A 25,335-nucleotide genomic window follows, 5' to 3' on the forward strand; every position below is an offset into this window, starting at 1 on the left:
ACTAAACTTGAATGATCTTGGGGCGCGCTTCGGCGCGCCCCTGTTTTTTGGAGCCTGACGCCTCATGATCCCCGAACTTGGCCATGTTGCCCTCATTCTCGCCATGCAGTTGGCCCTGGTGCAAAGCCTGCTTTGCCTGGCCGGGGCAGCGCGCAACCGGGAGGGCTGGATGTGCATGGGCAAACGAGCTGCCAATGCGCAGATGCTCTTGGTGCTGGCCAGCTTTGCCGCACTGGCCTGGGCCTATTACGCCAATGATTTCAGCGTATTGAATGTGGCCGAGCATTCCTCACGCCAGTTGCCTATGCCTTACCGGCTGACCGCAACCTGGGGCTCCCACGAAGGTTCCATGATGCTGTGGATACTGATACTGTCCGGCTGGACCGTGGCACTCAACTTCAGTACCGGACAGCTGCCAGCCGCCCTGCAGGCGCGTGTGGTGGGCGTGATGGGGGGAGTCAGCGCCGCGCTTCTGGCTTTTGTGCTGTTCACCTCGAACCCATTTCTCCGGATCGATCCACCACCGCCTGACGGCATGGACCTCAACCCCTTGTTGCAGGACCCCGGCATGATCATTCACCCGCCACTGCTCTACATGGGTTACGTGGGTTTCATTGTGGCCTTTGCCTTTGCCGTGGCGACAATGCTGGGCAACACAGCCAGCAACGACTGGGCGCGCTGGGCGCGGCCCTGGACGCAAGCTGCCTGGGCGTTTCTGACCCTGGGCATCACCGTGGGATCATGGTGGGCCTATTACGAACTGGGCTGGGGCGGCTGGTGGTTCTGGGACCCCACTGAAAACGCCTCGCTGCTGCCCTGGCTGGCGGGTACCGCGCTGATGCACGCGTTGGCGTTGACCGAAAAACGCGGCAGCCTGCATCTGTGGAGTGTTTTCCTTGCGATCACAGCATTTTCACTGTGCCTTGTCGGCACTTTTCTGGTGCGCTCGGGGGTGTTGTCCTCGGTCCATGCCTTTGCCCAGGACCCGGCGCGCGGTTTGTTCATTTTGCTGTTTCTCATTTTAGTGATTGGTGGCGCGCTGCTGCTGTTTGCACTGCGGGCTTCCAGGCTGGTGCGGGCCGCACCCGCGCCCCTGGTCTCACACGAAGTGCTGGTACTTTCAGGCAATGTGCTGCTGCTGGTGGCTGCAGCCACCGTGCTGCTTGGAACGCTTTATCCGCTGATACTGGATGCGCTGGAGCTGGGCAAAGTCTCGGTCGGACCGCCCTACTTCAATGCGGTGTTCGTGCCCTTGATGGTTCCAGTGCTGCTGCTGGTCGGCCTGGGTATGCAGGCGGACGGGCACGACCCCAGCCTGCGCGCAATCGTCGCCAAGCTCAGGTGGCACGGACTGGCCGCCTTGATGCTGGGCGCCGCGTTGCCCTGGCTCTACCGTGAATTACGCTGGCCGGCAATGCTGGCCATCACCCTGGCCAGCTGGATAACGCTTGCCACCGTTCAGGGATTGATCGATCAGTTCAGGCGGCAAGCCAGGAAAACGCTGACGACCCTGGGCATGAGCGTGGCCCACATCGGCCTGGCGATCAGTGTCGTTGGCATTGGATTTGTCAGTTCCTATGCGTCCGAGCAGGATTTGGCCATGCGTCCCGGCGACACGGCCAGCCTGGCTGGCTACACCCTGACCTTCCACGGCGTGACTGAACTTCCGGGGCCGAATTTCTCAGCCGTGGTCGCTGACCTGAGTCTCAGCCAGGGGGGGAAAATCATGGACCGGCTGAGCCCCGAAAAGCGGGTTTACCATGTCTCCAGAAAACAGATGTCCGAATCGGCGATTCGTTACGGCATCGGTGGCGACCTCTACGCCGCGCTGGGTGAGCCCCTGCAAAATGGCGCCTGGAGCGTGCGTCTGTACCACAAGCCCTTGGTGATCTGGATCTGGCTGGGCGCCCTGGTGATGGGCCTGGGGGCCGCCATCTCCGCCATTGCCCGGCGTCGCATGAGGAGCACAACATGAATTTCTGGTTCCTGGCCTGCGGGCTGGTCATCGTTGCACTGGTGTTTGTTTTGCTGCCGATTCGCCGCCAGCAAGCCCAGTCACATTCAACGGCCCAGGCAGCGGCCACAACGCTCGATACCAGCGGCCATCGCCGGACCGCCGGACTGCTGGTATTTTTGCTGCCGCTGATCACTTTGGGGCTGTACCTGCACCTGGGTGCGCCATCGGTTCTGGGGGCGCAGCACATGCTGCAGGCGCGTGGCCAGCATGACGTCGACAACATGATGGCAGCCATGGAGGCCAAGCTCAAGGCCAACCCCGACGATATCGAGGCCTTGTACGTGATGGGACGCTCCTACCTGGCCTTGCAACGCCATGCAGACGCCGAAACCACGCTGGCCAAGGCTGCCAGGCTGGCGCCGCAGGAGGCACGCATGCTGTCGCAATACGCGGAAGTGCTGGCCATTAACAACAACGGCAATTTGCAAGGCACAGCAAGGCCGCTGATCGAGCAGGCCCTGGAGCTGGACCCTGAAGACGAAAAAGCGCTGGAGCTGGCAGGTCTGGCCGCGTTCCAGCGCCAAGAGTGGGCACAGGCCGTGCACTTTTGGCGGCGCCTGCTCAAGCGACTCCCTGCCGACAGCGAATTTCACCAGGACATGAACCAGGCAATTCAGGAAGCTGAAGAAAAATCAGCACAAGCCTCTGGTTTGGGAGAGCGCGCCAAACTGCAGCCCGCCAGCAAGCAACAGACGCCCCATTAGCCAGCCTCACTGCCGGATCACATCCGCACCGGCCGGCGGCTTGAAGACAAAGGTCGTGGCTGCCAAGGCCGGGTTGAGTTGCATTTGCTTGAACGTCAATACCGAGCGCTGGCCAAAACTGTCCAGAATTTCCAGCACCGCCAGCGTGCTGGTGGCTGTAGCGGCATCCCCTGCGACCCTGAAACCCACCCGCACCGACTGCAACTGGCCGTCAGTTGATTTCGGTTTCGCCAACACCCACTGCAAACCGTCCTGGTCTGGCGCATCTGCCAGCACAAAATCTTCTTGCAAGGCCTGCACATCGGCCGCCGAGGCAATCAGGGCCGCAGGGGTTGTGCCCAGCACCGCAGCCTGCTTGCGTGCGGTGACCTGGTTCAGGTCAACATCGTGCAACCACAGCGTCTGACCATCAGCCACGATGGTTTGCACAAAGGGTTTGGCATAGTCAAAGCGGAACCGGTTGGGCCGGGAAAATTCAAACCGGCCGCTGGAAGTTTTGACCCGGGACACCTGCCCTTCGCGCGCTGGCGAGGTCACCACCTGGGTGAAATCTGCCTGGCCGGTTTTGACCGTCTGGACAAAAGTCTCCAGGCTTTTCAGGCCGCCGGCGCTGACGCCGCCGATGGATGCAACTGCTAAAAATACCGTCAATAAAAATCGTTTCAAAGCTGACCTTTTGCGTGTGGGTTGAATGAACACAAAGCCATGGATCGCCACGCTCCGCTCGCGATGACGCTTCTGGCGCAGCTTATTCGTTACGTGCCGGCACCAGGATTTCACGCTGGCCGCTGGTGCTCATGGGACTCACCAGACCGGCGTTTTCCATGTCTTCCACCAGTCGCGCGGCCCGGTTGTAGCCGATCTTGAGGTGGCGCTGCACCAGCGAAATGCTGGCCTTGCGGTTTTTCAGCACCACTTCGACAGCCTGGTCATACAGCGGGTCTTTCTCGCCGCCACCTGTGCCGCCGTCACCCAAACCCTCGTCATCGCCGTCGACAGTACCACCTTCCAGAATACCCTCAATGTAATTGGGCTCACCCTGGCTTTTGAGGTAGGTCACCACGCGGTGCACTTCCTCGTCGCTGACAAAGGCGCCGTGCACGCGAATCGGCAGCCCGGTGCCGCTGGGCATGTAGAGCATGTCGCCCATGCCCAGCAGCGCCTCGGCGCCCATCTGATCCAGGATGGTGCGGCTGTCGATCTTGCTGCTGACCTGGAACGCAATGCGGGTCGGAATATTGGCCTTGATCAGGCCGGTGATCACATCCACGCTGGGGCGCTGGGTGGCCAGAATCAGGTGAATGCCGGCGGCACGGGCCTTTTGTGCCAGACGGGCGATGAGCTCTTCGATCTTCTTGCCCACCACCATCATCAGGTCGGCCAGTTCGTCGATCACCACCACGATGTGCGGCAGGCGGTCCAGTGGTTCAGGCTCTTCCGGGGTCAGGCTGAACGGGTTGCCGATGTACTCCCCGCGCGCCTTGGCTTCGTCCATCTTGGTATTGAAACCCGCCAGGTTGCGCACGCCCATCTTGCTCATCAGCTTGTAGCGCCGCTCCATCTCGGCCACGCACCAGGTCAGGCCATTGGCAGCCTGACGCATGTCGGTCACCACCGGGCACAGCAGGTGCGGAATGCCCTCATACACCGACATTTCCAGCATCTTGGGGTCGATCATCAGCAAACGCACGTCATGCGCTTCAGCCTTGTACAAGAGGCTCAAAATCATGGCATTGATGCCGACCGACTTGCCCGAACCGGTGGTACCGGCGACCAGCACGTGCGGCATTTTGGCCAGGTCGGCCACCACCGGGTTGCCGATGATGTCCTTGCCCAGCCCCATGGACAACATCGACCTGGCTTCGTGGTAAACGTTGGAGCCCAGAATTTCCGAGAGCTTGATGGTTTGCCGCTTGGCATTGGGCAACTCCAAAGCCATGAAATTCTTGCCGGGAATGGTTTCCACCACCCGGATCGAGACCAGGCTCAAACTACGCGCCAGGTCTTTCGCCAGGCCCACGATCTGCGAACCTTTGACCCCGGTGGCGGGTTCGATCTCGTAACGGGTGATGACCGGGCCGGGTTGTGCCAGCACCACAGTGACAGTGACACCAAAGTCCTTGAGCTTTTTCTCGATCAGGCGGCTGGTCATCTCCAGCGTTTCGGGGGCCACGGTTTCCTGGCGCAGCTGCGCCACATCGAGCAGATCAACCTGGGGCAGCTTGGTATCAAGCAACTCATGGAACAGCGGCTTCTGCCGCTCCTTGGCCACGCGCACGCTCTTGGGAGGATCGACCAGCAGGGGCTCAACCAGCACGGTTTTGGCAGGATGCTCCTGGCGTTCCTGGCGCTCTTCCACCAAAACTTCTTCCCGCGCCCGTGCCGCTTCCTGACCCAAAGAAAAATCCTGCTGCAACTCAAGTTGTTCACGCCGGTTTTCAACTTTTGAATACAGCCAGGCACCCAAGCGCTCGGCCAGATGTCCCCAGGAAAACCTGAAGACCAGCGCGGCACCCACCACGCCCGCCACGATGGCCGTCAGGGCCGAACCCACAAAACCCAGCCAATGCACACTCAATGGCCCCAGCCAAAACCCTAAAACGCCTCCCACATGACCCGGCAACTGGGCCTCAAGACTGTAAAAACGGGACCATTCCAGCATCACACTGCCACCCAGCAGCAAGACCAGGCCACCCCAAAACGTGACATGCCGCCGGATACGTTCGCCCGTTGCGGACGTGCCTGGCGCATCGTCCAGCGCCCACACCGAATGACCACGCAACCAGTGCGCCAAAGCACTCAGCCAGACCCGCACCGCGGCGGCCACGCACCACCACACCGAAAACCCAAGAAGGAAATAACTGGCATCGGCGACCCAGGCACCCAATTGCCCTGCCAGGTTAAGCGCCGCCCCCCCCGAGCCCGAAGTGGACCAGGCGGCATCTTGTGGCGTGTAGGTGAGCAGCGCCATGATCCACAGGGCCAGCAGCACAAACCCCAGAAACAAACCAATTTCCGAGGCAAAGCGGATCAGGCCATGTCGCGCCGTGGCTGCCTCTGAAGCATTAAATGTATTGAGTGAATAAGTCATTTCCGTTTTCTTTAAACTCACGCTTAATATACACGGCACAAGCCCTCACTTCCCAAGGTTCAACATGACAGACACACGACACGCCAAAGTTTTGATTCTGGGCTCTGGCCCGGCCGGCTACACCGCCGCCATTTACGCCGCACGCGCCAATCTGCAGCCGCTGCTGATCACCGGCATCGCCCAGGGCGGTCAATTGATGACCACCACCGATGTCGACAACTGGCCTGCCGATGTGGACGGCGTGCAGGGTCCCGAGCTAATGCAACGCTTTTTGGCGCACGCCGAACGCTTCAAGACCGAGATTGTGTTCGACCACATCAACAAGGTTGATTTTTCCAAACGCCCGTTTACCCTGACCGGTGACAGCGGCACGTACACCTGCGATGCGCTCATTCTGGCCACCGGTGCCTCGGCCAAATATTTGGGACTGCCGACAGAAGAAGCCTTCATGGGCCGGGGCGTGTCGGGCTGCGCCACCTGCGACGGTTTTTTCTACCGCGGCGAGGACGTCTGCGTGGTCGGCGGTGGCAACACTGCGGTGGAAGAAGCGCTGTATTTGTCCAACATTGCGACCAAGGTAGTGCTGATTCACCGCCGCGACAAGTTCCGCGCCGAGCCCATCCTGATCGACAAACTGATGGACAAGGTGGCTACCGGCAAGATTGAACTCAAGACCTTCAATGCGCTGGACGAAGTGCTGGGTGATGCCAGCGGCGTCACCGGTGTGCGCATCAAAAACGTCAACACCGGGGTCACGGAAGACCTCACCCTCAAGGGCTGCTTCATTGCCATCGGCCACGCGCCCAACACCGAGATTTTCCAGGGCCAGCTGGAGATGGCCGGTGGCTACCTCATCACCCAGGGCGGCAACCAGGGTTTTGCCACCCAGACCAGCGTGCCCGGCATTTTTGCGGCTGGCGATGTCCAGGACCATGTGTACCGCCAGGCCATCACCAGCGCCGGCACCGGTTGCATGGCGGCACTCGATGCACAACGCTTCCTCGAACAAGCCTGAATCGCACCCCGCAGCCAGGGCTTATACCGAAGCCGGGCTATAATGCCGGGCTTTGCTGCTTGCCCCGTGAGGGATTGGCTGCAGACGGGTTACCGCCACCCTTTTCTTGGCGAGGTGAGGCCTCTGGCGTCAGTCAGGGCCGTTTAATAGTATCGGAGTGTCCACATGGCACGCGTATGTGAAGTCACGGGCAAAGGCCCGATGGTTGGGAACAATGTTTCCCACGCCAACAACAAAACCAAGCGCCGGTTCCTGCCGAACCTGCAATACCGCCGTTTCTGGGTGGAGTCTGAAAACCGCTGGGTGCGCCTGCGGATCTCGAACGCTGGTCTGCGTTTGATCGACAAAAACGGTATCGACGCTGTGCTCGCAGACCTGCGCGCACGTGGTCAGGCCTAAACCCACATAAGGAAACATCATGGCTACCAAAGGCGGACGCGAAAAAATCAAGCTGGAATCGACAGCCGGCACCGGTCACTTCTACACGACCGACAAGAACAAGAAAACCACTCCCGAGAAATTGCTGATCAAGAAATTTGATCCCAAAGCTCGCAAGCACGTGGATTACAAGGAAATGAAACTGAAGTAATTCGGTTTTCATCCCATAAAAGCCCGCAATGCGCGGGCTTTTTTTCGTCTGCCGTTCAGATCAAGGATTTGTGAGCCTGGGCAAACGAAACACGCTGTCATCCCGATAAAACGCCGGGTCTTCGTTGGCGGCCCACCAACCGGGCACGCCGAGCACCGGCAAATGGACAAACGGCTTGGCGGCCAATTTCTCAGCACTCAGATCATGCGCCAGCCAGGCATCGACGCTGGCTATTGCATTGCCAGTGGCCAGGACACGGTAGACATGGGCGGTGATCGATTTTCTTGGTGCCACCAGCTTTTCCATCAAGGCATGGCCAAACAGGACGAGATGGGCCTGCCGCCACAGTGGGCGCAGCTCAACAAACAAGCACTGCCAGTCTTTGGCGTCCAGGGCGTCCCACAAGGCATCGGGGGCTTGCAGCAGGGCCGCATTCTCATCAAACACCGTCAAGGCATCACGCGCCGGCCCACGCACGGGCTGGATCCCGGTGCGTTCAATTTGCGCTGCCTGCAACGCGTTCAAACGCTTCTTGCTCAGGGGAAAGGCATGCCACACCAGGCCGTTGAAAAAGTCATGCAAACCATCCCGGGTGGGCACGCGCCCAAAGTCAAAGATGTACTGCTCATACGCCAGGCCGGCGGGCAACTCGCTTTGCGGAACAAAATGCACAGGCGCCAAGGCAGCCTGATTGAGCGCAGCGGTCTGCGCCATCCCGTCGCGCACGCTACGCGCGATGGCCTCGCCCTGGTCGCGCCATGGCGCCAGCCAGGGCACAGTCCAGTCAATGACCTCCAGAACAGCAGGCAAGGTCGCGTCCCACGAACCAGTCAAAGCTGGTCTGCCGCTCAGGCATGGGCCGCACGCAGCCTGACAGAAAACTCCTGCAGCGTCGCAATACCACTGGCTTCGGCGCGCTGGCACCAGGCCTGCAAATCTGCCGCGAGTTGTTCCCGGGTGTGCGAGCGGTTCAGCCACAGCTGGCGCAATTCTTCGCGCATCAGCACCATTTTGTCGAGCACCGGCGAGGCCGCGCGCACCACCGCCAGATGAGCCACCACAGCTGCCGGCACTTTTTCAGTATCACGGTGCAGCCAGTGCTGCGCTGCCTTGAGCACGCTGGCATCGGCACTGCGCGCTTTCAGCGCCTCAACTTCGGTACGAAAAGCCTGGCGCATGCCACGGGCGTAACCCGCCATCAGCTCGTAGCGGTTTTGAATCAGGGCTTCCAGCGTGTGCTCATCGGCCACCGGACGCAAGCTACCCAAAGCCAGCCGCGGTGGAATTTTTTTAACCCTGGCCAAACCCACGCGCTGCAGCAGGCTGATGTACATCCAGCCAATGTCGAATTCATAAGGCTTGACCGACAACTTGGCCGAGGTGGGATAGGTGTGGTGGTTGTTGTGCAGCTCTTCGCCCGCAATCAAAATCCCCCAGGGCGAGATATTGGTGCTGGCATCGGGTACCTCAAAATTGCGATAACCCCAGAAATGCGCCGCGCCGTTGACAATGCCGGCGGCCATCACCGGCGTCCAGGCCATTTGCACCGCCCACACGGCCATACCGGCGACACCAAACAGCGCCAGGTCAAGCACCAGCATCAGCGCTACACCCACATAGGAATAGGCGCTGTAAAGGTGCCGTTCGATCCAGTCATTGGGCGTACCATGGCCAAATCGGGCCAGGGTTTCCTTGTTTTGCGCCTCTTTGCGGTACAGCTCGTAACCCTGCAACAAGACGGTCTTGATGCCATACACATGCGGACTGTGCGGGTCGTCGGGCTGCTCGCATTTGGCGTGGTGCTTGCGGTGAATGGACGCCCATTCCTTAGTCACCTGGCCCGTGGTCAGCCATAGCCAGAAGCGGAAAAAATGCGAGGCGATCGGGTGCAAATCCAGCGCCCGGTGAGCCTGATGACGGTGCAAGAAGATGGTGACACTGAGCATGGTCACATGCGTCATGCCCAGGGTGAACAACACCAGCTGCCAGGCGTTCAGGTTCCAGAACCCGTTCGCTGCCCACTCCAACAATGAAACCATTGATTCGTCTCTCTAATAATTTTATTGACGCTGCCAAACTGCAGCGAAGAAGCCATCGGTCTGATGCCGATGCGGCCACAGCCGTAAAAATCGTTGTTGATTATCGCCGCCACTGCATAAATTTTCAGCATGTTCCACTTTAAGCCCTACCAGCACCTCACCCACGTCGAGCGGCGCAAAGTCCGGGTTGGCTTCGGAAAAAGCCAACGCAATGGCTTCGTTTTCTTGCGGCAGCACGCTGCAGGTGGCATAGACCAGGCGTCCACCGGATTTGAGCAGGCGTGCCGCACTTTGCAGAATGGCTGTTTGCTTGACGGTCATTTCATCGACCGCGGTCTGGTTTTGCCGCCATTTCAAATCGGGGTTGCGGCGCAGGGTGCCCATGCCGGTACAGGGGGCATCGACCAGCACGCGGTCAATCTTGCCGCTCAGGCGTTTGACGCGGTCATCACGTTCATGCGCGATGGCCGCGGGGTGCACGTTCGACAAGCCACTGCGCGCCAGCCGTGACTTGAAGGCGTCAAGCCGGCCGGCCGAGGTATCAAACGCATACAGCCGCCCGGTACTGCGCATGGCGGCGCCAATGGCCAGTGTTTTGCCGCCGGCACCGGCGCAAAAATCGACCACCATCTCGCCGCGCTTGGCATCGAGCAGCATGGCCAGCAGTTGCGAACCTTCGTCCTGCACTTCGAAATCGCCGCGCTTGAAGGACTCCATCTTGTTGAGCGACGGCTTGCCGGCAATGCGCAAACCCCAGGGCGAATAAGGCGTGGGCACCGCCTTGATGCCCAAGGCGGCCAGCTCTTTTTGCACATCGGCGCGCTTGGCCTTAAACGCGTTGACGCGCAAGTCCAGCCCGGCGCCCTTGTTGAAACTCTCCACCAGTGGCCAGAACTCAGCGCCCAATTGGTCCTTGAGCGGCTGCACCAGCCACTCGGGCAGGTTGTGGCGGTGGCGCTCCATCAGGTCTTCGGGCCTGATTTTTTCGCACTGGTCAAGCCAGTTGATTTCCTGCTCGCTCAGGGCGCTGCGCAGGAAATCGCCAGGGCCGTAAAAGCCCAGAATGGCCAGACGGCGCTCTTTGGGGCCGCTGCCGGAAGGCGCAAAATGGTCGAACAACAACTTTTTGCGCAGCACGGTATAGACCGTCTCGGCCAGGGTGGCGCGTTCACGGGGCCCGAGGCCACGGTGTTCACGAAAGAATCGCGACACGATGGCATCGGCCGGGTGGTCAAATTTGAGGGAAAGACGAACCAGTTCGGAACAGGCGTCAAGCAGGGCTTTTGGATGCATAGGGGGCGATTGTCCCACGGGAACTTTACGCAACTTCACCACTCCTATTTGAGACTGGCAAAATGAAGTTGCACAATAGGCAAAACCCAACCTCGCTGCCAACCTAAGCCTCTCGCACACCCGTCTTCAAAACACAAATCCACCCGATGTTCTTGCGCCCCAAACACCCCATGCCCCGCCTCACCCCAGCGCGCCGCCCCTCTCCGCTGGCTTGCGTCATGGCGCTGTCGCTGGGCTTGCTGCTGGGCGGCTGCGCCAGCCTGAACATCGATGAAACGCCGGATGCCAACGCATTCCAGGGGCTCACTGAAGCCACCTGGTGGCGTGACTTTCACGACCCCTTGCTGGCTGAACTGATCACCCGGGCCATGCGTGCCAATCCCACCATCCTCACCTCCCAGGCTGCGCTGCTACAGGCACGTGCGCTGCGTGATGTCAAACTGGCCGCCACCCGCCCCAACCTCACGGTGTCTGGCTCGGTGCAGCGCAACACCTCGGACGGCTCCGAGGCCAGCGTCAACTTCAGGGGCGGACTCGACGCCAGCTGGGAACTTGACGTGTTTGGCGCCAACCGCAGCGCCTTGGCCAACAGCGAAGCCGACCTGCAAGCGGCCAAGGCCAGTTTGCGTGACGTGCAATTGAGCATGACCGCCGAGGTCGCCCTGGCCTACATTCAGCTGCGCGGTTTGCAGGCGCAGCTGGGCATCGCCCGGCACAACCTGAGCAGCCAGCAAGAAACCCTGCAAATCACCCAGTGGCGCGCACAAGCCGGCCTGATCACCTCGCTCGAAGTCGAGCAGGCGCAAACCGCCGTGTCCCAGACCGCAGCGCAGTTGCCAGCCCTGCAAAGCAGCCTGGCCAAAACAAGGCACAGTCTGGCCGTGCTCACCGGTCAACACCCGCATGAACTCGACACCCTGCTGACCGCCACCCTGCCCATTCCACAGGTGGCCACACAGGTGGCCGATGTGATTCCGGCAGACAGCCTGCGCCAGCGCGCCGATGTGCGTGCCGCCGAGGCACGCATCACTGCGGCACTGGCCGCGGTCGACGCCGCCGAGGCGGCCCGTTTGCCCAGCTTCAGGTTGGGTGGCTCATTGGGCTTGACAGCACTCACGCTGGCAGGTTTCAGCAACGGGGCCGCACTGGCCACGCAGATACTGGGCAGTGTCTCTGTCCCGGTGCTCGATGGTGGCGCCTCCAAAGCCCAGGTCCGCGCGCAGCAAGCGGTGTTGGCGCAAACCCGTGCCACTTACCAAAACACCCTGCTGACGGCCCTCAAGGAAGTTGAAGACGCCCTGATCGCCTTGCAGCATGACCGCGAACGATTGCGCCACCTGCAGCAAGCCGCCAGCGCCGCTGACAACGCCGCCCTGCTGGCACAAAACCGTTACAGCAGCGGACTGGTTGATTTCCAGACCGTGCTGCAAACCCAGCGCACCCTGTTGGGCGCACAAGACAGCGTGGCCAGCCTGCAAGCCGAGCTCAGCAGCGGCCATGTGCGGCTGGTCAAGGCCATGGGCGGCGGCTGGTGATGAAAACAACAGAAGGCACCTTATGACAGAACCCTCGCAAAAGACCTCGCTGGCCAACAACCCCGAACCCAGTGACCTGCAAGCACTTTTGCAAGAACCGGGCAGACCAGCCTGGTGGCGCCGTAGCACGCTGTGGGCCACGTTGGTGGTGCTCATCGCCGCCGCTGGCGGCTACACCTATTGGCAACAAAGCCAACAACGCAGTGCCGCGCCCAGCTACATCACGGAGGCCGCCAGCAAAGGCGACCTGACCCTGACCGTGACTGCCAATGGCACGCTGCAGCCCACCCGTTCGGTCAACATCGGCAGCGAGCTCTCGGGCACCGTGCTGCGCGTGCTGGTGGATGTCAATGACCATATCAAAAAAGGCCAGGTGCTGGTGGAGCTTGACACCGCCAAACTCAACGACCAGGTGTTGCGCTCCCGCGCCGCGCTGGCCAGTGCCCAGGCGCAACTGGCGCAGGCCAATGCCACCGTGAAGGAAAGCAGCGCCAGCCTGGCCCGACTGGAAGAAGTGGCCAAGCTGTCCGGCGGCAAGGTGCCGTCCAAGACCGAACTCGACAGCGCCCGCGCCGCGCATGAGCGCGCCGTGGCAGCCGAAGCCAGCGCCCGTGCCAATGTGGATTCAGCCCGCGCCTCACTGGCCACTGACGAGACCAACCTCTCCAAAGCCTCGATCCGCTCGCCCACCGACGGCGTGGTGCTGACACGCGCGGTCGATCCCGGCAATGCCGTGGCGGCCTCGCTGCAGGCGGTGACGCTGTTCACCGTCGCCGAAGACCTGCGCCAAATGCGCTTGCAGGTGAACGTGGATGAGGCTGATGTCGGTCGCGTCAAGGTCGGCCAGCCAGCCAGCTTCACCGTGAGCGCCTTCCCCAGCCGACGCTTTCCGGCGTCGATCACCCGGGTGGCCTATGGCTCGACCATTACTGACAACGTGGTCACCTACCAAACCATGCTCGACGTCAAAAACGATGACCTGAGCCTGCGCCCCGGCATGACGGCCACCAGCACCATCACTGCGGTCGAGCGCAAGAATGTGCTGCTGGTGCCCAACGCCGCGCTGCGCTTTACCCCTCAAACCAGTACCACCGCAGCCCCCGCTGCCGGCAGCAACATCATGTCAAGCGTGATGCCACGTATGCCACGCAGCGGTGCCCGCAAATCAGCCACGGGCGGTGCCGCCAAACAGGTCTGGGTGCTGCGTGACGGCGCACCGGTGGCGGTGAACGTCACCCCCGGCATCAGCGACGGCCGCATGACCGAGATCACCGCTGGTGATTTGCAAGAGGGCATGGCCGTGATCACCGACCAACGCGCCAGATCGGCCAGCAAGCCATGAGTACCCTGCCCCTGATTGAACTGAAAAGCGTCACCAAAACCTACGGCCAGGGTGCCACCGCCCTGCAGGCCCTGAAAGGTGTCGATCTGAGCATTGAAGCCGGAGACTTTGTTGCCATCATGGGGCCCAGCGGCTCGGGCAAATCCACCGCCATGAACACGCTGGGATGCCTGGACACCCCCACCACGGGCCAGTATTTGTTCAACGGCGTGCATGTGGAAACCCTCAGCCGCGACCAGCGCGCCCTGCTGCGCCGGCGCTACCTGGGTTTTGTGTTTCAGGGATTCAACCTGCTGGCCCGTACCAGCGCCCAGGAAAACGTGGAGCTACCACTGCTGTACCGGGGTGAACCCACCAAAATGCGCCACGCCGCAGCCAAGAAAGCACTGGCCTCGGTCGGTCTGGCAGGCTGGGAACACCACACGCCGGCCGAACTCTCCGGCGGCCAGCAGCAGCGTGTGGCGATTGCCCGCGCCCTCGTGACCGAGCCCGCCGTGTTGCTGGCCGACGAGCCCACCGGCAACCTGGACACCCAGCGCAGCCGCGAGATCATGCACCTGCTGTGGCAGCTCAACGTCGATCACGGCATCACCGTGCTGATGGTCACGCACGAGGCCGACATGGCAGCCTACGCCAAGCGCATCTTGCACTTTGTCGATGGCGTGGTCGACAGCGACACCCGCAACCCGAATCCCACCGGCGCCAGTCATGGCGGACCCGATCCGCACTCCATGAGCCATCCTGCCCCAGCGGCTACAGAGGCCAACTGACATGTGGCTCAGCACCCTGCTGCTCGCCATGCGCTCGATCCGGCGCAACCTGCTGCGCTCGTTCCTGACCATTCTGGGTATCGTGATCGGGGTCAGCGCCGTCATCACCATGGTCACCGTGGGCAACGGCGCCACCCTCGCCATTCAAAACCAGATTTCCGGCCTGGGCACCAACCTGCTGCAAGTCCGCCCGGGGCAGCGCATGATGGGCGGTGGCGGTGGCGGTGCACCAGCGTTCAAGGAAGCCGATGCCGAGGCCATTGCCAGCCAGCTCGGCGGCATCGCAGCGGTCGCCCCGGAAGCGCGCAGCAGTGCCGTGCTGGTGCTCGATGGCCGCAACTGGAGCAGCAGCATCATTGGCAGTACCAACCAGTGGCTGTTCACCGGCAACTGGAAACTGGCCGATGGTCGCAGCTTTAGCGACGAAGAACAACTGGCCGGCGCAGGCGTCTGCCTGATCGGGGAGACCGTGCGCCGCGAGCTGTTTGGCAGCCGGGCGGTGGTGGGTGCGTCCCTGCGCGTCAAACAGATCAGCTGCGAGGTCATTGGCGTGCTCGCAGCCAAAGGCCAGGGCGCCTTTGGCAACGACCAGGACGACGTGGTGCTGATGCCCTTGCACACCCTGCAGCGTCGCATCACCGGCAACACCCGCGTCAACACGCTGATGGTGTCAATGCAGGACGGCGCCGACCCGGCGCGCGTCAAGTCGGGCATCACCGAACTGCTGCGCGAGCGGCGCAAGCTCAACGCAGCCGACGAAGACAACTTCAACGTGCTCGACACCAAGCAACTCGGAGAAACCCTGTCCGGCACCACCAAGGTCATGACCACGCTGCTCGGCGCCGTGGCGGCGGTGAGCCTGCTGGTGGGCGGTATCGGCATCATGAACATCATGCTGGTGAGCGTGACCGAGCGCACCCGCGAGATCGGGCTGCGCCTGGCAATCGGCGCACTGGAGCGCGAGGTGCTGCTGCAGTTCCTGATCGAGGCCGTGGTGCTGGCCGCTTTGGGCGGCGTGATCGGCATCGTGCTGGCCACGGGCGCCTCGATTGGCCTGTCCCGCTTCATGGAGGTGCCGTTTGTCTTCAATCCCGGCGTGAACCTGCTTTCCTTCGTTTTCTCAGCCGGCATCGGTGTGCTGTTCGGCTACTTCCCGGCGCGCCGGGCCGCCCGGCTGGACCCGATTGAAGCGCTGCGGCATGAGTAGTTTCAACCTTTCATTTTGTGACGTGTTCGTCGTATTTTTGCCTCACAATCGTGATCCAAACATTGCAGGACAATTGAAACATGGGCTTTAACAAGGGTCCGTCGGACACCATACCCACGACACCGTTCAAGGTACACAATCAGATCGAGTACCGCGTCAAAGGGCGCATTCTGCATACGACGGCAAGGGGACCGTTCAAGGAAATTGTGGAAGCCATTCCCCCCTCCATCACCGGATTTATCCAGAGACTGGCGCAACAGGGCCGTTGGGGACAGATCGTCACCATCCAGCAAAGCGCATTGATGCCAGCCGCAGCCATGCAGAATTTAGCTGCCTATCTCAAATCGAGGTATGAAAATCCGGAGACACGGCCGGTGGTTGCCCTGGTTTTTGAGCCTGACATCGACGGTAGTCAATTGATGGCGCCAGAATTCCTGAGGTGCTATCTTGATGCCGGCTTAAAAAGCCAGGTGTTTGAAAACTATGTCAGCGCGCTGGATTGGGTGGAGTCCGAAATCAGCCAGTTCTCGACGCGACTCGAATGGAAGGACAGCTACCAGACCGGCGACCAGGCCATTGACGAACAACACCGGGAGTTGTTCAAACGTGCCGCCTTTCTCCTGGCCGCGACCTCGCATGAGGGGCAGGTTATCTCTGCCATGCGACTTTTCCAGTACATGCGCACGCACCTCTCCTACGAGGAAGAACTGATGCGGCGCCTGCAATATCCGGACGTCGAAACCCATACGCAAGAGCATCACGAGCTGATTGCCAGGCTCAACACGATTTCGCTCAAGATTGCCCACGAAAACCTGGTGAAAACCGACCTGGAGGAGTTTCTCGGGGACTGGTTCTTGAAACACATGGAGACGGCAGACACCGACTTGGCCCGATTTGCCAACACGCCCCGATAAAAACCGCTGGCTGCTCTGAATTGCTACATTTTTCGCAGCAATTGCGCCACCGCCTGTGGGTAGATCAAATGCTCCTGTGTCAGCACCCGCGCACTCAGCGTGTCTGCCGTATCACCCGGCAGCAGCGGCACCACGGCCTGCGCCAAGATCGGGCCGTGGTCGAGCTCGGCGGTGACCAGATGCACCGTGGCCCCTGCCACCTGGCAACCGGCATCAATCGCCCGCTGGTGCGTGTGCAAACCGGCAAAGGCAGGAAGGAGCGAGGGGTGGATGTTGACCAGGCGACCGGCATAGCGGTTGACAAACCCCGGTGTCAGGATGCGCATGAAGCCGGCCAGCAGCACCAGCACCGGCTGGTCGACGCTGTCATAACGGTCAATCACCTGCGCCAGCGCGGCATCGAAAGCCTCGCGGCTCGGATAAGCCTTGTGGTCCAGCACCTCGGTGACAATGCCCTGGTCGCTGGCAAATTGCAGCCCCTTGGCCTCTGCCTTGTTGCTGACAACGGCTGCGACCCTGGCACCGTAACATTCTGCCCAGCGCTCGCGCTGGGCAGCTTTCACAATGGCGGCCATGTTGGAGCCGCCGCCCGAGATCAATATAACGATATTTTTCATGAAGACTGAATTATGACTTTGACTAACCCGGCTTCCCTGACCCTAACGCCCATTGAGGCCCGCGTGCTCGGCACCCTGATGGAAAAGGCCCGTACCGTGCCCGACAGTTACCCGCTGTCACTCAATTCCCTGATGCTGGGTTGCAACCAGAAAAGCAGCCGCGACCCGGTGATGGACTTGAGCGAGGCCGATGTGGCCAGCGCGCTGGACAACTTGATGAGCCTGTCGCTGGTGCGCGCAAACACCTCCGGGCGCGTGACACGTTACGAGCACAACTTCCAGCGCGGCATCGGTGTGCCCGAGCAGTCGGCCGTGTTGCTGGGCCTGCTGATACTGCGCGGCCCACAAACCGCCGCAGAACTGCGCCTAAACACCGAGCGTTGGTACAAATTTGCCGACATCTCCTCGGTCGAAGGTTTTCTGGAAGAGTTGCAGGACCGTTCGCTTGATAAAGGCGGCCCTCTGGTGATCAAGCTGGCGCGCGCCCCCGGCGCCCGCGAGCAGCGCTGGGCCCACTTGCTGTGCGGCCCGGTGGATGAGGCGCAATTTTCCCAGTCCGGCAGTGCCCGTGGCGCCGACGGCTCACCCAGCAACTTGGTGCGCATCGAGCAGCTAGAGGCCGAGGTAGCCCAGCTCAAAGCCACGGTGCTCAAACTCTGCACCGAGCTGGGCGTGTCGGCTACTGCGCCTTGAAGCCGCTGTCGTGAATGATGCGCGCCCAGGTCTTGGCATAAGCCTGTTCGCGGCTGGCCAGTTGCGCGGATGTCATGTAACCCACCGTCAAGCCCATGGTGGTCAGGCGCTCGCGCACCTCGGGCAAGGCAATCACCCTGGCCACGGCGCTACCCAGTTTGTCAATCGTCGCTTGCGGTGTGCCCCTGGGCGCAAAAATGCCGTAATAAGGCAGGTCCTCAAAGCCCGCCAGGCCCAATTCGGCAAAAGTGGGCACATCAGGCAAGGCGGCCTGGCGCGCACCCCCCAGCACCGCAACCATGCGGATCTTGCCGGCTTTCTGGTTCTCGATAAAGTCCGGCAGCGAGCCGACCCCGGCGTGGATCTGGTTGCCCAACATGTCGGCCATCATGGGCGCACTGCCACGATACGGTGCTGCCTGTAGATCGAGCTTGTATTTCTGGCCGATCACCTTGACCAGGAACTCGGGCACCGACGCCGGTGCCGGCACCCCCACGGTGTCCTGGCCAGCGCCCTGCTTTTGCACCCAGGCCACATACTCGGCCAGGGTTCTGGCAGGCGTGCCACCTGACACCGCCAGGCCGTTGGCAAAGGTGGCAAAACCGGCCACGGGAATAAAGTCACGCGCCGGATCGTAGCCCGGGTTTTTTACCACCAGCGGCAAGATCGTGATGCTGTGGTCGTGCGACAAAAACAGCGTGTTGCCATCCGCTGGAGCCGCCTTGAGCGCCTGCGCCGCAATCTGGCCACCCGCGCCCGCCTTGTTGTCGACAAGCACCGGCACGCCCATTTGGTCCTTGAGTTTGTCGGCCAGGATGCGGGCGATGGCGTCGGTGCCGCCCCCGGGCGGGAAACCCACCATCAGCTTGATCGGGCCGCTCTGCGCCTGCGCCAGCCCCGCAGCCAGCAGTGCACTCACGGCCAGGGTTTTGAACAGGCCACGCAGCCCTTGACGCATCTGAAACTGAAGCATTTGCAACTCCTGAAATTGGTTTGAGCCTTTGCGGATCAGACCACTCGCATAGCGACGTGCTCTGACCCCAACTGATTAGAAAGTACCCGGATAAGCACCCCCATCCGCCAGCACATTTTGCCCGGTCATGTAGCCGGCCTGCTGGCTGCACAAAAAGGCGCAGATGGCACCAAACTCGTCTGGCGAACCAAAGCGTTTGGCTGGAATGGTGTTGCGCCGGGCGGCAGCCACCACCTCCAGCGGCTGCGCCGTTTTGGCGGCGGCGCCCTGAAAGATGGACTGCAGGCGCTCGGTGTCAAAGGCACCGGGCAACAGGTTGTTGATCGTCACCCCCCTGGCGGCCACACCACTGCGTGCCAGCCCAGCCACGAAACCGGTCAAACCACTGCGCGCACCATTCGACAGGCCCAGCACATCGATCGGCGCCTTGACAGCACCGGAGGTGATGTTGACGATGCGGCCAAAGCCGCGCGCGGCCATACCGTCCACCGTGGCCTTGATCAGCGCGATGGGCGTGAGCATGTTGGCATCCAGCGCACGGATCCAGTCGTCGCGCTCAAAGTTGCGGAAGTCGCCGGTCGGCGGACCGCCGGCATTGGTCACAACAATGTCGAAGTCAGCACGCTGCGCCAGCACCGCGGCACGACCGGCCTCGGTGGTGATGTCTGTGGCCAGCCATTGCACGGTCGCGCCGGTCTGGTTGGCGCAGGTCTGCGTCAATTGCGCCGCGGCGGCTTGCAAGGCTTCGGCCCCGCGCGCCACCATCAGCACATTCACGCCCTCTTGCACCAGCGCCTTGGCGCAGCCCAGCCCCAGGCCTTTGCTGGCCCCGCACACCAAAGCCCATTTGCCGGTAATTCCCAAATCCATCACAGTCTCCTTGTCAAAACAACAACCATTACGCCAGTTGCCGGGGGCGACTGGTGAATACAAAAATACCGGCCACCACCAGCGCCGTGCCCGCTGCCACCCAGCCCGTGAAGGGTTCCCCCAGCAGCAGCACGCCCATCAGAATGGTGGACATGGGGCCGACCATGCCGGTTTGCGCCGCCATGCCCGCACCAATGCGCTCAACGGCCATCATCACCATCAATACCGGCGCGGCGGTACACAGGGTGGCGTTCAAAACCGACAGCCAGATCACCTCGGGCGCCACCAGCGCGGCCTGCATGGGTCGCAACACGACAAATTGACCGATACACAGCACACAGGCGACGCTGGTGGCCAGCCCAACCAGCCGCAGCGAACCCAGGCGCTGCACCAGCTCGCCGCTGAAGCTGAGGTAAATCGCGTAACTGACCGCACTGCCGAACACCAGCAGCGCACCCAGAGCGGCATCGGCACCCGCAAAATGGATCTCATGACCAAACACCAGGATCACACCGCAATAGCTGATGGCCATGCCCAGCGCCTGGCGTCGGCTGATGTGGCGTTTGTACAGCACCAGGCCCAGCAACAATACCAGCGTCGGATTGAGGTACAAAATGAGCCGCTCCAGCGAGGCACTGATGTACGCCAGACCGGCAAAGTCCAGAAAGCTGGCCAGGTAGTAGCCGGTAAACCCCAGCCCCAAAACGCCCCACCAGTCGTGCCGGGTCAGCGCCGACTTGCCGCGGCTGGCCCACCAGGCCATGACAACAAAAATGGGCAACGCAAACAGCATGCGGTACATGATGAGCGTGACCGCATCAACGCCATGGCGATACGCCAGCTTGACAATGATGGCCTTGCCGCTGAAGGCGATGGCGCCCAGCGTGGCCAGCAGCAAGCCGGTGGCCAGTGTCTTGGGCGGCAAGTGAACTTGATTCATGACATCACCGACCGTCATCGCGAGGAGCGCAGCGACGCGGCGATCCAGGGCTGCATGGATTGCCGCGCTTCGCTCGCAATGACAAAGTCATGGGATACATCGTTGCGTAAGCTTGCATCTAATCTTCAACAAAAGCCACGTCGCGCGTGCGCTTGAAGGCAGGCACCAGCACCAGAGCCAGCAGCGCCAGGGCTGCCAGCAACAAACCGGCGGACAGCGGCCGCGTGACAAACACGCTCCAGTCGCCGCGTGACAGCAAGAGCGCGCGGCGCAGGTTTTCTTCCATCATCGGGCCCAGAATAAATCCCAGCAGCAACGGCGCCGGTTCCATGCCGAGTTTGATGAAGACATAGCCCACCACGCCAAACAGGCCCACCATCCAGATGTCCCAGGTGTTGTTGTTGGTGCTGTACACGCCAATGGCGCAAAACAGCACGATGGCCGGGTACAGCCAGCGGTAGGGCACGCTGAGCAGCTTGATCCAGATGCCGATCAGGGGCAGGTTCAGCACGATCAGCATGGCGTTGCCAAGCCACATCGAGGCGATCAGACCCCAGAACAGTTCGGGGTTGCTGCTCATGACCTGCGGCCCGGGCTGGATGTTGTGGATGGTCATGGCACCCACCATCAGCGCCATCACCGCGTTGGGCGGTATGCCCAGGGTGAGCAGCGGGATGAAGGAGGTTTGCGAAGCCGCATTGTTGGCCGCCTCGGGCGCGGCCACACCGCGAATATTGCCCTGACCAAAAGGCACTTCACCCGGCTGCAGCCGGGTCTTTTTTTCAATCGTGTAAGCGGCAAAAGCGCTCATCACCGCACCCCCACCGGGCAGGATGCCCAGCACCGAGCCCAGGCCGGTGCCACGCAGAATGGCCGGCCACATGCGCTTGAAGTCCTGGCGGCTCGGCATCAGGCCATGCACATTGGCGGTAAACACCTGGCGCGCACTCTCGGGTCGGCTCAGGTTGCTGATGATCTCGCCATAGCCAAACATCCCCATGGCGATCACGATGAAGCCAATGCCATCAGAAAGCTCCGGAATGTCAAAGCTGAAGCGCGCCACACCCGAATTCACGTCGGTACCCACCAGCCCCAGCAGCAAACCGAGCAAAATCATGCCAAAGGCCTTGAGCAAGTCACCGGAGGCCAGCACCACCGCCCCCACCAGTCCCAACAGCATCAGCGCGCAATATTCAGAGGGGCCAAACAGGAACGCCACCTCGGTCAGCGGCACGGCAAAGGCGGCCAGCACCAGCGTGCCGACACAACCGGCGAAAAATGACCCTATGCCCGCCGCCGCCAGCGCCGGCCCGGCGCGGCCCTGGCGCGCCATCTGGTAGCCATCAATCACCGTCACCACCGACGAAGCCTCACCGGGCAGATTGACCAGAATGGCGGTGGTGGAGCCGCCGTATTGCGCGCCGTAATAAATGCCCGCCAGCATGATCAGGGCCGACGTGGGTGGCAGGGCGTAGGTGGCAGGCAGCAGCATGGCAATGGTGGCCAGCGGTCCGATGCCCGGCAGCACCCCAATCAAGGTGCCCAGCAGACAGCCGACAAAGGCGTACATCAGGTTCAGCGGCGTGAAGGCCACACCGAAACCCAGCGCCAGGTGGTTGATCAACTCCACGTCAGTCTCCCGCCAGAAACACAGGCCACACCGGCAACTGCAGTTTGAGCAGCAACACAAAAGCCAGGTAACTCAAGGCCGCCAGCGCGGTGGCCAGCAGCGCGGCTTCCTTGAACTTGAAACGCTCACCGGCCAGGCAGGCGACAAAGGTCAGCCCGTAAATGCCCCCCATCAGACCCAGCGCCGGCAGCCCCAGGCGTGGCAGGCCGCCCAACGCCACACCAAACAGCAGGTTGGCCGAAATAATGGCCACCATCGGCTTCCAGGCCCAGGGGCCAATCACATTGGCCCGGTCGGCTTGAAACAGCGCGGCCCGCAACATCATGACCCCACCCAACAGCGCCAGCAACACGCCGAGCAACAGCGGGAAATAACCCGGCCCCATGCGCCCACTGCTGCCGACCTGGTAGTCCAGTGCGCCCCAACCGAAAGCACTACCCACCCCCGTGAACAGCAATCCGGCGTAAAAGTCTTGCGTATTTTTCATAGCGTCTCTGCCCTGCTCACACCACCGTCACGCAAGCCAGTGCCGGGGTGGATGCCAGCACCTCTTCGAGTACCGTCAACCCCTCGGCCACACGCAAGGCACCGGCCAGCCGCAAGGGCCGCATGCCATCCAGCACCGCCTGGCGCTTGAGTGCGTCGGCGTTGGGTTCGCGGTTGATTTTTTCCTTGAACGCCTCGCTGACCACCAGCAATTCGTAAAGCCCCATGCGCCCCAAAAATCCGGTCATGCGGCAGTCAACACAACCCACGGCCTTGAACGGCTTGTAAGCGCCGTTCAGTTGCCATGGTTTCATCACTTCAGCCAGCGTCTCGGGTACGGCGGCAGGGTCCGGCAGCTTGCAATGGGGGCACAGCATGCGCACCAGGCGCTGCGCCAGCACGCCCAGCAGGGTGGCATTGATCAGATACGAGGGCACGCCCAACTCCAGCAGCCGCGTGACCGCAGAGGGCGCGTCATTGGTGTGCAGGGTCGAGAACACCAGGTGCCCGGTGAGCGCCGCCTGCACCGCCATGTCGGCCGTGGCCTGGTCGCGAATTTCACCAACCATGATGATGTCGGGGTCCTGCCGCATCAGGGCGCGCAGGCCTTCGGGAAAGCCGAAGTCAAGCTGCGGCTGCACCTGGGTCTGATTGAACGACGGCTCGATCATCTCGATCGGGTCTTCCACCGTGCTCACGTTGACTTCTTCGGTGGCGACCCGCTTCAGCGTCGAATAAAGCGTGGTGGTTTTGCCCGACCCGGTGGGCCCGGTCACCAGAATGATGCCGTTGGGGCGCTTCACCAATGCCTCCCAGCGTTGCGCGTCGTGCGCCGAGAAGCCCAGCGCATCGAGGTCCTTCACCGTGGTATCGGGGTCAAAAATACGCATCACCATTTTTTCGCCAAACGCGGTGGGCAGCGTGGAGATGCGCATTTCGACCTCGTCGCCGCCGGGATTGCGGGTCTTGATGCGGCCATCCTGCGGGCGGCGCTTTTCGACCACATCCATGCGCCCGAGCAACTTGATGCGCGCCGTCATGGCACCCAGCACACCCATCGGCATCTGGTACACCGGATGCAACACACCGTCGATGCGAAAGCGGATCACGCCCTGCTCGCGCCGTGGCTCCAGATGGATGTCGCTGGCGCGCTGGTCAAACGCGTATTGCCAAAGCCAGTCGACCACCTGCACCACGCTCTGGTCATTGGCGTCGAGCTGCTTGTTGCTCTTGCCCAGCTCCACCAATTGCTCAAAGCTGGAACCGGCGTTGCCGCCCGCCTTGCTGGCGGCGCGCACCGACTTGGCCAGCGCAAAAAATTCGGCGATATAACGGGCGATGTCCTGCGGATTGGCCAGCACGCGGCGCACACTGCGGCGTGACTGGCGCTCCACCTCGGCCACCCAGTCGCTCAGAAACGGCTCGGCGGTGGCCACCACCACCTCATGGGCCGTGACCTGCACCGGCAAAATCTTGTGGTGTTCGGCATAGGCCGGGCTCATGGTGTCGGCCACCTTGGCCACATCGACCTTGAGCGGGTCGATGCGCAAATAGCCCAGCCCGGCGCGCGGCGCCAGCCATTGCACCAGCGCCTCCATGCCCATGGCCTTGTCGTCGCTGGCCCGGTGCACGCCGACGCTGGCCAGGCGCAGCAGCGGGTGCTGCGCGCTTTCGGCCTGGGCACAGCGCGACTGGATGCGGTGGGCTTCCTGCGCAGTGATGAGACCATCCATCTGCAGCCACTGCACCAGGCTGCGCCAGTCCAGCGGGCCCTCGGCTTTGCGGCCTGACGATGCGGGGAATGTGCCGTGTGTCATAACAGCATGGGCTTGAACACCCGCACCCATTTGCTGGCCGGCAGACCCCATTCAAACTCGATGCGGTCAGCACGCGCCATCAGCACATCGCGCTTGGGCCGGCTTGGCGTGTGCTGCGCCAGCACCACGGTGTTGCCCTCGCGTGTCGGCTTGAAGGCCCAGATGGCCTCCTTGCCAAAGGCCGCCGACATTTTTTCGACACTGCGCACAAAGCTCGACGCACGGCCAAACAGGTTCACCGTCATGCAGCCCTCAGGCGTCAGCAGGCGCCGGCAGTGGTTGTAAAACGGCAGGCTGTCGAGCACCGGCGCAGCAGCTTCATGGTCATACAAATCCACCTGCAGGGCGTCCACCGTGCCCCACCATTTGGGGTTCTGAATTTCTTGCGCCGCGTCCGCCAGCACCACCTGCAGGCGGGGGTTTTCTGCCGGCAGCTTGAACCAGCCCTTGCAGGCGGTCAGCACCTGCGGATTGAGCTCGATGGCGCTGGTTTTCATGCGCAGTTCCTTGTGGCAAAACTTGGTCAGGGAGCCTGCGCCCAGGCCCAACTGCAGCGCCTGGCGGTCTTTCACCGATTCGGGTGGCACAAACAGCAGCCAGGCCATCATGCGCTGGATGTACTCATGCACCAGCGCGTTGGGCTCGGCCAGGTACATCGAGCCCTGGATCCATTCGGTGCCCAGATGCAGGTGGCGCATCGGGCCGTCGTCCGAGAAATTGACTTCGGGAAGAGAGTGGGCGTTTTTTTTCAAGATGGAACGATTATCCCCAATCGATCCCACAGGTCTTGGAA

At 61.8% G+C, this 25,335-nt stretch carries 24 protein-coding genes; 11 read left to right on the top strand and 13 right to left on the bottom strand.

Annotation, left to right across the window (positions count from 1 at the left end; all coding sequences use genetic code 11):
• Window positions 1-64: 64 nt before the first annotated feature.
• Entirely contained in the window at window positions 65-1,975 is a 1,911-nt protein-coding gene (locus NDI87_RS00275) for a heme lyase CcmF/NrfE family subunit (protein ID WP_296272702.1), read from the top strand.
• Window positions 1,972-2,721, top strand: a complete 750-nt coding sequence (locus tag NDI87_RS00280) for a tetratricopeptide repeat protein (protein ID WP_296272704.1) — start codon at window positions 1,972-1,974, stop codon at window positions 2,719-2,721. Before NDI87_RS00275 ends, NDI87_RS00280 begins: the two co-directional genes overlap by 4 nt.
• A gap of 6 nt (window positions 2,722-2,727) precedes the next feature.
• On the opposite strand, the gene lolA is transcribed toward NDI87_RS00280, so the two are convergent.
• Together lolA and NDI87_RS00290 are read right to left on the bottom strand one after the other, a co-directional pair.
• A complete protein-coding gene (lolA, locus tag NDI87_RS00285; RefSeq protein ID WP_296272705.1) occupies window positions 2,728-3,387 on the bottom strand; it encodes an outer membrane lipoprotein chaperone LolA in 660 nt (219 codons plus the stop codon).
• 82 nt (window positions 3,388-3,469) lie between these two features.
• A complete protein-coding gene (locus tag NDI87_RS00290) occupies window positions 3,470-5,812 on the bottom strand; it encodes a DNA translocase FtsK (RefSeq protein WP_296272707.1) in 2,343 nt (780 codons plus the stop codon).
• A 64-nt stretch (window positions 5,813-5,876) separates the two neighbouring features.
• Between NDI87_RS00290 and trxB the strand changes: the two genes are divergently transcribed.
• From trxB to rpmG, 3 genes are all read left to right on the top strand, one after another.
• On the top strand, window positions 5,877-6,827 hold the full coding sequence (trxB, locus tag NDI87_RS00295; RefSeq protein WP_296272709.1) for a thioredoxin-disulfide reductase: 951 nt from the start codon (window positions 5,877-5,879) through the stop codon (window positions 6,825-6,827).
• A 165-nt stretch (window positions 6,828-6,992) separates the two neighbouring features.
• A complete protein-coding gene (gene rpmB, locus NDI87_RS00300) occupies window positions 6,993-7,226 on the top strand; it encodes a 50S ribosomal protein L28 (RefSeq protein WP_056667014.1) in 234 nt (77 codons plus the stop codon).
• A gap of 19 nt (window positions 7,227-7,245) precedes the next feature.
• Complete coding sequence (gene rpmG / locus NDI87_RS00305; protein ID WP_180131837.1) at window positions 7,246-7,416, top strand: 50S ribosomal protein L33; 171 nt, start codon at window positions 7,246-7,248, stop codon at window positions 7,414-7,416.
• Window positions 7,417-7,476: 60 nt separating this feature from the next.
• On the opposite strand, the gene NDI87_RS00310 is transcribed toward rpmG, so the two are convergent.
• From NDI87_RS00310 to NDI87_RS00320, 3 genes are read right to left on the bottom strand one after another with little or no spacing between them, the layout of a single operon-like run.
• Window positions 7,477-8,226: a DUF3025 domain-containing protein gene (locus tag NDI87_RS00310; RefSeq protein ID WP_296272716.1), complete on the bottom strand. Its 750-nt coding sequence runs from the start codon at window positions 8,224-8,226 to the stop codon at window positions 7,477-7,479.
• A gap of 38 nt (window positions 8,227-8,264) precedes the next feature.
• Entirely contained in the window at window positions 8,265-9,455 is a 1,191-nt protein-coding gene (locus NDI87_RS00315) for a fatty acid desaturase (protein ID WP_296272717.1), read from the bottom strand.
• 21 nt (window positions 9,456-9,476) lie between these two features.
• Window positions 9,477-10,748 (bottom strand): RsmB/NOP family class I SAM-dependent RNA methyltransferase, encoded by a 1,272-nt coding sequence (locus NDI87_RS00320; RefSeq protein ID WP_296272719.1) that lies wholly within the window; start codon window positions 10,746-10,748, stop codon window positions 9,477-9,479.
• Between the two features lie 170 nt (window positions 10,749-10,918).
• On the opposite strand from NDI87_RS00320, the gene NDI87_RS00325 reads away from it, so the two are divergent.
• The 5 genes from NDI87_RS00325 to NDI87_RS00345 all read left to right on the top strand — a co-directional run bounded on the left by NDI87_RS00325 (window position 10,919) and on the right by NDI87_RS00345 (window position 16,516).
• Complete coding sequence (locus NDI87_RS00325; RefSeq protein WP_296272720.1) at window positions 10,919-12,283, top strand: efflux transporter outer membrane subunit; 1,365 nt, start codon at window positions 10,919-10,921, stop codon at window positions 12,281-12,283.
• A 22-nt stretch (window positions 12,284-12,305) separates the two neighbouring features.
• On the top strand, window positions 12,306-13,625 hold the full coding sequence (locus NDI87_RS00330; RefSeq protein ID WP_296272722.1) for an efflux RND transporter periplasmic adaptor subunit: 1,320 nt from the start codon (window positions 12,306-12,308) through the stop codon (window positions 13,623-13,625).
• Window positions 13,622-14,395, top strand: coding sequence for an ABC transporter ATP-binding protein (locus NDI87_RS00335; RefSeq protein ID WP_296272724.1), 774 nt, complete (start codon window positions 13,622-13,624; stop codon window positions 14,393-14,395). The genes NDI87_RS00330 and NDI87_RS00335 overlap by 4 nt, the downstream gene beginning before the upstream one ends.
• Window position 14,396: 1 nt before the next feature.
• Window positions 14,397-15,602 (top strand): ABC transporter permease, encoded by a 1,206-nt coding sequence (locus NDI87_RS00340; protein ID WP_296272726.1) that lies wholly within the window; start codon window positions 14,397-14,399, stop codon window positions 15,600-15,602.
• Between the two features lie 80 nt (window positions 15,603-15,682).
• Window positions 15,683-16,516, top strand: a complete 834-nt coding sequence (locus NDI87_RS00345) for a hemerythrin family protein (RefSeq protein ID WP_296272727.1) — start codon at window positions 15,683-15,685, stop codon at window positions 16,514-16,516.
• 23 nt (window positions 16,517-16,539) lie between these two features.
• Here NDI87_RS00345 and purN read toward each other — a convergent pair whose 3' ends face one another.
• Complete coding sequence (purN, locus tag NDI87_RS00350) at window positions 16,540-17,133, bottom strand: phosphoribosylglycinamide formyltransferase (protein WP_296272729.1); 594 nt, start codon at window positions 17,131-17,133, stop codon at window positions 16,540-16,542.
• A gap of 12 nt (window positions 17,134-17,145) precedes the next feature.
• Between purN and NDI87_RS00355 the strand changes: the two genes are divergently transcribed.
• The gene (locus NDI87_RS00355; protein ID WP_296272731.1) at window positions 17,146-17,826 is read left to right on the top strand and encodes a YceH family protein; all 681 of its coding nucleotides are present in this window, start codon (window positions 17,146-17,148) and stop codon (window positions 17,824-17,826) included.
• On the opposite strand, the gene NDI87_RS00360 is transcribed toward NDI87_RS00355, so the two are convergent.
• From NDI87_RS00360 to NDI87_RS00390, 7 genes are all read right to left on the bottom strand, one after another.
• On the bottom strand, window positions 17,813-18,799 hold the full coding sequence (locus NDI87_RS00360; RefSeq protein WP_296272733.1) for a Bug family tripartite tricarboxylate transporter substrate binding protein: 987 nt from the start codon (window positions 18,797-18,799) through the stop codon (window positions 17,813-17,815). The two genes, NDI87_RS00355 and NDI87_RS00360, sit on opposite strands and share 14 nt — an antisense overlap.
• Window positions 18,800-18,874: 75 nt before the next feature.
• Entirely contained in the window at window positions 18,875-19,669 is a 795-nt protein-coding gene (locus tag NDI87_RS00365; protein WP_296272735.1) for an SDR family oxidoreductase, read from the bottom strand.
• Window positions 19,670-19,697: 28 nt separating this feature from the next.
• Window positions 19,698-20,609: a DMT family transporter gene (locus NDI87_RS00370; protein WP_296272737.1), complete on the bottom strand. Its 912-nt coding sequence runs from the start codon at window positions 20,607-20,609 to the stop codon at window positions 19,698-19,700.
• Window positions 20,610-20,727: 118 nt separating this feature from the next.
• Entirely contained in the window at window positions 20,728-22,239 is a 1,512-nt protein-coding gene (locus tag NDI87_RS00375; RefSeq protein ID WP_296272739.1) for a tripartite tricarboxylate transporter permease, read from the bottom strand.
• Window position 22,240: 1 nt separating this feature from the next.
• The gene (locus tag NDI87_RS00380; RefSeq protein WP_296272741.1) at window positions 22,241-22,726 is read right to left on the bottom strand and encodes a tripartite tricarboxylate transporter TctB family protein; all 486 of its coding nucleotides are present in this window, start codon (window positions 22,724-22,726) and stop codon (window positions 22,241-22,243) included.
• A gap of 16 nt (window positions 22,727-22,742) precedes the next feature.
• Window positions 22,743-24,542 carry a GspE/PulE family protein gene (locus NDI87_RS00385; protein WP_296272743.1) on the bottom strand — a complete coding sequence of 600 codons (1,800 nt, stop codon included), beginning with the start codon at window positions 24,540-24,542 and terminating at the stop codon, window positions 22,743-22,745.
• Window positions 24,539-25,240, bottom strand: coding sequence for a spermidine synthase (locus NDI87_RS00390; protein ID WP_296272747.1), 702 nt, complete (start codon window positions 25,238-25,240; stop codon window positions 24,539-24,541). The genes NDI87_RS00385 and NDI87_RS00390 overlap by 4 nt, the downstream gene beginning before the upstream one ends.
• Window positions 25,241-25,335 lie beyond the last annotated feature (95 nt).

Source organism: Rhodoferax sp., from assembly GCF_023701345.1.
Taxonomy (GTDB): domain Bacteria; phylum Pseudomonadota; class Gammaproteobacteria; order Burkholderiales; family Burkholderiaceae_C; genus Rhodoferax.

Excerpts from the sequence above, each read along its gene's own strand:
- NDI87_RS00275 (WP_296272702.1), top strand. The coding sequence starts at position 65 with ATGATCCCCGAACTTGGCCATGTTGCCCTCATTCTCGCCATGCAGTTG.
- NDI87_RS00280 (WP_296272704.1), top strand. The coding sequence starts at position 1,972 with ATGAATTTCTGGTTCCTGGCCTGCGGGCTGGTCATCGTTGCACTGGTG.
- NDI87_RS00290 (WP_296272707.1), bottom strand. The coding sequence starts at position 5,812 with ATGACTTATTCACTCAATACATTTAATGCTTCAGAGGCAGCCACGGCG.
- trxB (WP_296272709.1), top strand. The coding sequence starts at position 5,877 with ATGACAGACACACGACACGCCAAAGTTTTGATTCTGGGCTCTGGCCCG.
- rpmB (WP_056667014.1), top strand. The coding sequence starts at position 6,993 with ATGGCACGCGTATGTGAAGTCACGGGCAAAGGCCCGATGGTTGGGAAC.
- rpmG (WP_180131837.1), top strand. The coding sequence starts at position 7,246 with ATGGCTACCAAAGGCGGACGCGAAAAAATCAAGCTGGAATCGACAGCC.
- NDI87_RS00315 (WP_296272717.1), bottom strand. The coding sequence starts at position 9,455 with ATGGTTTCATTGTTGGAGTGGGCAGCGAACGGGTTCTGGAACCTGAAC.
- NDI87_RS00320 (WP_296272719.1), bottom strand. The coding sequence starts at position 10,748 with ATGCATCCAAAAGCCCTGCTTGACGCCTGTTCCGAACTGGTTCGTCTT.
- NDI87_RS00325 (WP_296272720.1), top strand. The coding sequence starts at position 10,919 with ATGCCCCGCCTCACCCCAGCGCGCCGCCCCTCTCCGCTGGCTTGCGTC.
- NDI87_RS00330 (WP_296272722.1), top strand. The coding sequence starts at position 12,306 with ATGACAGAACCCTCGCAAAAGACCTCGCTGGCCAACAACCCCGAACCC.
- NDI87_RS00335 (WP_296272724.1), top strand. The coding sequence starts at position 13,622 with ATGAGTACCCTGCCCCTGATTGAACTGAAAAGCGTCACCAAAACCTAC.
- NDI87_RS00340 (WP_296272726.1), top strand. The coding sequence starts at position 14,397 with ATGTGGCTCAGCACCCTGCTGCTCGCCATGCGCTCGATCCGGCGCAAC.
- NDI87_RS00345 (WP_296272727.1), top strand. The coding sequence starts at position 15,683 with ATGGGCTTTAACAAGGGTCCGTCGGACACCATACCCACGACACCGTTC.
- purN (WP_296272729.1), bottom strand. The coding sequence starts at position 17,133 with ATGAAAAATATCGTTATATTGATCTCGGGCGGCGGCTCCAACATGGCC.
- NDI87_RS00355 (WP_296272731.1), top strand. The coding sequence starts at position 17,146 with ATGACTTTGACTAACCCGGCTTCCCTGACCCTAACGCCCATTGAGGCC.
- NDI87_RS00360 (WP_296272733.1), bottom strand. The coding sequence starts at position 18,799 with ATGCTTCAGTTTCAGATGCGTCAAGGGCTGCGTGGCCTGTTCAAAACC.
- NDI87_RS00365 (WP_296272735.1), bottom strand. The coding sequence starts at position 19,669 with ATGGATTTGGGAATTACCGGCAAATGGGCTTTGGTGTGCGGGGCCAGC.
- NDI87_RS00370 (WP_296272737.1), bottom strand. The coding sequence starts at position 20,609 with ATGAATCAAGTTCACTTGCCGCCCAAGACACTGGCCACCGGCTTGCTG.
- NDI87_RS00380 (WP_296272741.1), bottom strand. The coding sequence starts at position 22,726 with ATGAAAAATACGCAAGACTTTTACGCCGGATTGCTGTTCACGGGGGTG.
- NDI87_RS00385 (WP_296272743.1), bottom strand. The coding sequence starts at position 24,542 with ATGACACACGGCACATTCCCCGCATCGTCAGGCCGCAAAGCCGAGGGC.
- NDI87_RS00390 (WP_296272747.1), bottom strand. The coding sequence starts at position 25,240 with ATGCGCCACCTGCATCTGGGCACCGAATGGATCCAGGGCTCGATGTAC.